The 6533-nt window shown below is 65.0% G+C and carries 6 protein-coding genes; 3 read left to right on the top strand and 3 right to left on the bottom strand.

Annotation, left to right across the window (positions count from 1 at the left end; genetic code table 11):
- Positions 1-144 precede the first annotated feature (144 nt).
- Both ABT288_RS49025 and ABT288_RS49020 read right to left on the bottom strand, forming a co-directional pair.
- Entirely contained in the window at positions 145-1035 is an 891-nt protein-coding gene (locus ABT288_RS49025) for a DUF5655 domain-containing protein (protein WP_351623266.1), read from the bottom strand.
- A gap of 597 nt (positions 1036-1632) precedes the next feature.
- On the bottom strand, positions 1633-1896 hold the full coding sequence (locus tag ABT288_RS49020) for a hypothetical protein (protein WP_351623264.1): 264 nt from the start codon (positions 1894-1896) through the stop codon (positions 1633-1635).
- Between the two features lie 283 nt (positions 1897-2179).
- On the opposite strand from ABT288_RS49020, the gene ABT288_RS50480 reads away from it, so the two are divergent.
- The gene (locus ABT288_RS50480; RefSeq protein WP_502973023.1) at positions 2180-2320 is read left to right on the top strand and encodes a phage terminase small subunit; all 141 of its coding nucleotides are present in this window, start codon (positions 2180-2182) and stop codon (positions 2318-2320) included.
- 14 nt (positions 2321-2334) lie between these two features.
- Here ABT288_RS50480 and ABT288_RS49015 read toward each other — a convergent pair whose 3' ends face one another.
- A complete protein-coding gene (locus ABT288_RS49015; RefSeq protein ID WP_351623262.1) occupies positions 2335-2493 on the bottom strand; it encodes a hypothetical protein in 159 nt (52 codons plus the stop codon).
- Between the two features lie 570 nt (positions 2494-3063).
- Between ABT288_RS49015 and ABT288_RS49010 the strand changes: the two genes are divergently transcribed.
- Both ABT288_RS49010 and aspS read left to right on the top strand, forming a co-directional pair.
- The gene (locus ABT288_RS49010; RefSeq protein ID WP_351623260.1) at positions 3064-3438 is read left to right on the top strand and encodes a hypothetical protein; all 375 of its coding nucleotides are present in this window, start codon (positions 3064-3066) and stop codon (positions 3436-3438) included.
- 1643 nt (positions 3439-5081) lie between these two features.
- The gene (gene aspS / locus ABT288_RS49005) at positions 5082-6404 is read left to right on the top strand and encodes an aspartate--tRNA(Asn) ligase (protein ID WP_351623258.1); all 1323 of its coding nucleotides are present in this window, start codon (positions 5082-5084) and stop codon (positions 6402-6404) included.
- Positions 6405-6533 lie beyond the last annotated feature (129 nt).

Genomic DNA, 6533 nt, shown 5'->3' with positions numbered 1-6533 from the left:
CACGACGGCGCAGCTCAAGCGGGTAACGGGAGGGTCGTGCCATGACTCGATCCTTTCATGAAATCGAGTCTCTATTCGAACCGGGGCGGTTCACAGTCACATTCCGAGCGCCGCTCGCTGGTACTGGCGCTGGCCGTGAGCCTGTCAGGCAGCCGCGTAGCTGGCACGGAATAGGTCCTGCGCTCGATCCAGGTCCTGAAGCGTACGCAGCTGCACCTCCAGATCACCCGTTCCGTGGTGGCCGAGCCCCGTCACGTCCCGGGTGAAGCCGGGTACCAGGTCGACCTCCTTCGGGTCGACCTTGAGGTAGACAAGCAGCTTGGTCTTCTGCGGCGGGCACACGCAGGCGAAGTTCCGCAGACGTTGATAGGCCCGGTACGTCTTGCGCTGTATGCGGTTCACGCCATCCCCCAGGCCGAGCAGCGTCTCGTCCAGCGCCTGCCCCAGCTCGGCCAGCGCCGTGCTCTGGCCGTCCTTCACTGCCAGTACGGTCGACTGCCCGCGGGCCCGTCGTACGGCCGGCGACCTGCCGCTGACTGACGCCACAGTCTCAAGGCCGAGCAGGTCTCTGCCGAAGAGTCGGTAGCGGACCAAGTCGATGCTGCGCCGGTGCTCGCGCACGGCGTGCACGTCGTAGCGGGTGAAGTCCCCGGCGATGCAGATCAGCCTCGGGCTGCTCCAGAGCACCTGGGCCGCGGCCGGAGCCCCGAGCCGGCCTCGGACCAGGTGCTCGAACTCAGCCCTGTGGTCCACGAGCCAGCTCAGGTAGAACAATCCCTGGTTGATGACGCCGGCGTCCAGGCCGCGCTTGTACTCCACGACAACGGGTGATCCGTTCTCGTCCAGGCCGAGCGAATCGATCCTGCCCCCGTGGACAGGTCCAGTGCTGTACTCGCTCGCCAGAAACCGGACGCCCAGCAGCGTCTCCATGTGCGTCTCGACCATGCCCTGCACATCTGCCTCGGCCTCAGCAAGACGCGGCGCGACCTCGGTCGCGCCGCTCGTCGTCGTGTGGAACAGCTTCAGGCCCGACACCTTCCCCTCCTCGGCTCGAAGATCGTCAACGCCGGGCGGGCCCAGGATTGTTTCCGCGAGGGACTTCGGCCCTGTGAAGATGGTGTGAGACGCTACGTCCGGGCCACCGGGATGCGCAGCGTCCCACCGTCCCAGGAAGCTCGAAGATCCCACGTAGGTCCCACAGGCCACATGGGCAAGCACCTGGGATACTGCGTTTTCGCAGCTCAGTCCCCGTAGCTCAGTGGATAGAGCAGGCGCCTTCTAAGCACCTGCTCCATCGGTACAGGTAAGCCCTCCGGCCTGACTCCGGCTTCGGCATCCCAACTCAGGCCGCTGGCAAATCAGCAAGCCCCCGAAACCACCGCGTATCAGAGCACGAGTCACCGTAGTGGCCAGGCGTGGTCGCGGTCGGGTCCCGCGTTAGCCCGTCAACGTTTTTCTGGCGGCAAAGGCGGATTGCATAGACACGACAACTCACCATTGGTCACCCCGTGATGGACGCCAGCCCACGCCACCGCGCCCACCAGACTCGCCATGGCTCAAGTTCGGCCATTGAGGTGCCCCTCGGGCTGGACGAGCGCCGCTCCGCTGGCCGGACACCGCAGGGCCGAGACTTCACGTTCGAAGCGGAGCAGACAGTAGGCCCTGATCTGAGGCGCGGAGAACGCGCGAGGCCGCCTGCAAGAACATCTCCGTCGCGGCCCCGATGTCGGTGCTGGGGTAATCGTGGTAGGTGTCCCCCGGCGACGGGTCTCCGTGTTCGTATTGCAGTGCGTACCACCACTCTTGCGCCAGATGAAACACCTCCAAGGCCAGCTCGTAGATCTCGTCAGGACCTTCGAGCATTACAGCCGAAAGCGCTTCGCCGGCCTGCGTCATCTCCTCCGGCCAGCCGTCCGGCACTGGCCTCCCCTGGAGGGCAGCATTACTTGTCTCCCCAACGACCCGTTCTACCCGGTGCAAGCAGGCGACGAAGTGCGCGTAGGCATCCCTGCGTACTTGCCTCAGCCACTGTTCATGTTGGCTTCGTCGCTGCCCACGTCCAGCCAGCCATGCTGCGCTGACGGTGCCGATCACGCCAATCGCGCCGCCAACTGCGGCCCCCAACAAGCCTGCTACCCCCTGATCCATACAGCGACAGTACCCAAGGGGCAACTTGCTGGTGACCGAGGGAGACCGGCGCCGTGTGCGCATCGAACTAACCGAGCCCGTACCCGAGCAGGACTCTGCTGCCGTAGTCGCCATCGCGAACTACAAGAAGGAGCTCGGGCTCCGAACGCCGTCTACCCCCACCAGGAGGTAGGGGTAGACGGTTGGTCATTCGCGCTTCGCCCTGAACTCATCCGCTACAGCACGGATGGATCGGACGGCGGCGATGGCCTTCTCGGCGAGCGGCGGAATACGTTCGAGCAGTCGCTCGAACACCACCAGCGCAGTCACGAGGACGGCGCCGTAGATCGCCCAGTATTCGTTCATTTCTTCCTTCGAAGTAGACGGCGTAAGTGGCGATGTCACCCGCCAAAGACACGCGTCTTCTCCTTTCCGTCTACCACGATACGGCACCTCGCCCTTGACGGACCAACACCCAGGCGAGGAAGGTGCCTTCGGGAGGTGATGCATGGCTGCACCTGCGCCGCTCACCCTCGAAGAGATGGAGCTCCTGGAGCTGAACTACCTCGGCTCCACCTGGCAGAAGGATGCCTTCACCGGTGGAAGCTCCCCGAGTTCATGCTCGGCGGGCGGGTCGTCGGTTGGCGCGAGGTTGACCGGATCGGTCGGGCAACATGTAGAAATCCTCTTCTGCCCCATCGAGGCGCACCGTAGCTCCCGCTGCTCGACGGCGGTTGAGCTGGGCACTCCGCGAGAGACCGCCATCCCGAGGGGCTGGCAAGGGAAACCTCGGTTCCGACTCGACGACCGGGAGCCCCGTCCTGCCGAGAAGCTGGCCGCGTAGGTCGGCCCTCTCAGGAACATCAGCCGACCTGGCGCGAGGAGCCAGACCCGGAGCCGGACGACGAGTACGACAACGACACGGACCACAAGACCGTGTACGCCCTCTTCGGGCTGGCCATCTACAAGGCCAACGTCCTCGAACACACCCTCGTCAACACCCTCGCGATGGCCAGGATCATCACGGCCGAGGAGCAGGGGGAACGACTCATTCGCGACCCTTGGGCGCAGGGGTTCAGGGACATGATGGGCAAGCTCATCCGGCGAGCCGAGCCGTACGTAAGCGCCTACCCGGAAGTGGTGGACGACCTCACCAACAGCTTGAACCGGCGCAACTTCCTGGTACACCACTTCTGGCGCGAGCGCATCCAAGAGATGATCAGCGAGTCAAGTCGGGCCAAGATGTGCGCGGACCTGAAGGCGGACTGCCGACTGCCGGAAACTGGCTCGACCTTCAACCTTGCCTCCTGAAGCAGGGGCAGAGTGTCACCGTCACCGTATTGATCGACGGTGAGGAGCAGGAGGTGAAGTGCGTAAGCGCCGGCCTCGTCGACGTCGAGGTTGTGTCCGAGTCGCCAGGACGGCGAGCGCAAGCCGTGGCGGACGCGATGTCCGGTGTGACGTTCTACCTGGGGCCACTTGCGTTCCGGTTCGGGGGGACCAGTCTTACCGGTCGGTCACCGCGGATTCTCCGCTGATCGACCCTGAAACCGTGGCGCAAGAGCAGGCGGTAAGACGTAGCGGTCCGGAAGATGCGGTCCAAGGGGTCATCCCCTGCCCCTCACACTCGACCGCAGCCACACCGACCGGCAGATGACCGGCGAGGAGCGACCGAACGGCGCCTCTCGCTCGCGCTCACGTCGAGCCGGGCCCAAGAGGCCAACCGAGCCCTGACAGGCCGCAGAGCGGCGCACAACGGGAACGAGCGTCAAATGAGCGTCAAGATATCGCCCGTAACGCCCGTAGTGCACGTCATGCACACCCATCAAAACCACAGGTCACGACCCCTTCGTGGCCGGTTCGGGGATCGCTACGCACTCCACATGATGCGTCATCGGAATCAGGTGTAGCACGCACTTCCCGAGACCGCTTCCGTGGCAGTGCTGGGCCATGGCGTCATGCCCTGGACGCTTGCCCCCTCCTACCCGCCCTCGCCCTTGACGCCTTCAGAAAGGGCGGCCTTATACGAGAAGCAGGCAACATAGCTCCTAATCGCCGGTTAGCCAAACCGGCAATATCGCGGAGTATTGATCACACCCCGGTCACCTGCCGCGTGTGGCGTTCGTAGGTCCGGCACCGGGCACCCGCCGCCAAGACGAAAGAACGTGAATGCACACAAAGATCGACGAGACTCTGGCCCCTCGGTTTAGCCCTGCTCACATCCGCGCAACCTGGGATGGCACGGGGAGCGTGGAAGATGCTTCCAGGGCGTTCGGGTTCTCGCGGGCGAAGGGCTACGACCTAGTTCGCCGCGGGGAGTTCCCGTGCCGCGTGCTACGCATCGGCCGTGGGACACGTGTCGTCACCGCCTCCTTGCTCCGCGTGCTCGAAACCGGGGAGCCAGAGTTCAACGGTGCCCCCGGCTCCTCACAGGCGGCTGTCTCAGCGGACGGGCGGGCTCATCGCTGAATCAACCAGATCAGCCAGCCGGTGATCGCCGCCCCCGCTTCCGACGCGGCCCGGCCGACGTCCCCGCACGGCTGTACACCGCAGGCAAGTCCGGTGCAGCAAAGGGGCGGGAGAGCACGGCAGGCCGCAAGCGATGGCCGAGGGGTGACCAGCTGACTCATTGGTGTGATCTTGCTGTCGAATCAGTGCCCGCCCCGCTATGCTCGGCAGCAACGCGTTGAAGGAGACGAGTAGCCGCGGGATCACGCGAGCAGAGAGAGCCGCTGGTAGCTGGGAAGGCGGCCTTGCGCCCCGGGTGAAGACCCTCCCGAGCGCGGGGAGGAACGGCCTCGCAAGGAGGTCCAATGCCCCGCCGGCTGGCCCCCGTCATCGGGCACGAATGAGGCCGTAGCTCTCCGAGTTGCGGTAAAGGCGCGGTGGCACCGCGAGTACCCTTCTCGTCCGCGCCCCCAAGGGATCATGACGACGCCCCTGGGAGGGCTGCGATGATCCACACGACTAGCCGTGTACTGGTGTCTGGCCTGCGAGAACATGTCGGGCAGACCGTTTCTGTGTCGGGCTGGGTGAACACTCTCCGCCTGCAGAGCAAGATGCAATTTGTCGTCGTGCGCGACCGCACTGGGATGGTGCAGGTCACCCACAGGCGCGGCGGCGAAGACGACAAGGTTGAGGCTGCACTGGAGGGACTCACGCCGGAGTCGGCGGTCCGGATCACCGGTCGCGTGGTCGACAACTCGATCGTGAAGCTCGGCGGCCTGGAGATCATCCCGGATTCGGTCGAGGTTCTGAACCGAGCAGAGACGCCACTGCCCATCGACGAGCAGACCGGACTCGAACACCGGATGGACTGGCGGTTCCTGGACGTACGACGCCGGCCCCAGGCGCAGTTGCTGTTCGCTGTGCAGACCACGTTCGAGCAAGGGATGCGCGAGTACGCCTATCGGCAAGGGTGCACCGAGATGCACACCCCGAAGCTGATGGGAACGGCCTCGGAGTCCGGCGCTGAAGTGTTCAAGCTCGGCTATTTCGACCGCTCCGCCTACCTGGCGCAGTCGCCTCAGTTCTTCAAGCAGATGGCGATCTCGGCAGGCATCGACAAGGTCTTCGAGATCGGGCCTGTCTTCCGCGCTGAGCCATCGTTCACCTCGCGGCACGCCACCGAGTTCACCGGTGTGGACGTGGAGTTGGCGTGGATCGACGGGGTCGAGGATGTGATGGCGTTCGAGGAGCAGATGCTCGCGCATGCCGTCGCCAAGGTCGTCGATGCGCACGGTGAGGCGACCCAGGAGACGTTCGGTGTCGAGGTCGCGGTGCCGGCGATGCCGTTCCCTCGGATCACGATGGCCGAGACACAGGAGATCCTGCGGGCCAGGGGCTGGGACCCGGCCGGCGTGAAGGAGGACCTGGACCCGGAGGGTGAGCGCGGTATCGCCGCGTACATCAAGGAGCAGACGGGACACGAGTGGGTGTTCGTCACCCATTACCCGACGAGCACCCGGCCCTTCTACCACATGCGGCCGGCGGACAACCCGGGTGTGACGCTCAGCTTCGACCTGCTGTGGAAGGGACTGGAGGTCACGACGGGTGCGCAGCGCGAGCACCGCTACGACGTGCTCTTGAAGCAGACTGTGGAGAAGGGCATGAGCACCGAGCCGATGCAGGACTACCTGAACGCCTTCCGGTACGGGTGTCCACCGCATGGCGGTCTGGGCATGGGGCTCGGGCGGGTCCTAATGGTGATGCTCGGCCTCGACTCGATCCGGGAGGCCACCTTCCTGTTCCGTGGCCCGAACCGGCTCACGCCGTAGTCACGTCCAAGGGCCGGGGCCGCTGCTCCCTCTAAGACGTCGTCTCATTTGGTGAGTCTGCGGTAGCAGATGAGGCTGCAGGCGATGGCGGTGAAGGCCAGGAAGTGTTCGGCCTTGCGTTCGTATCGG

Source organism: Streptomyces sp. NPDC001093 (assembly GCF_040298985.1).
Taxonomy (GTDB): Bacteria; Actinomycetota; Actinomycetes; order Streptomycetales; family Streptomycetaceae; genus Streptomyces.
The sequence above is the reverse complement of the archived record's forward strand: the minus strand, read 5'-3'. Positions and strand labels throughout refer to the sequence as shown.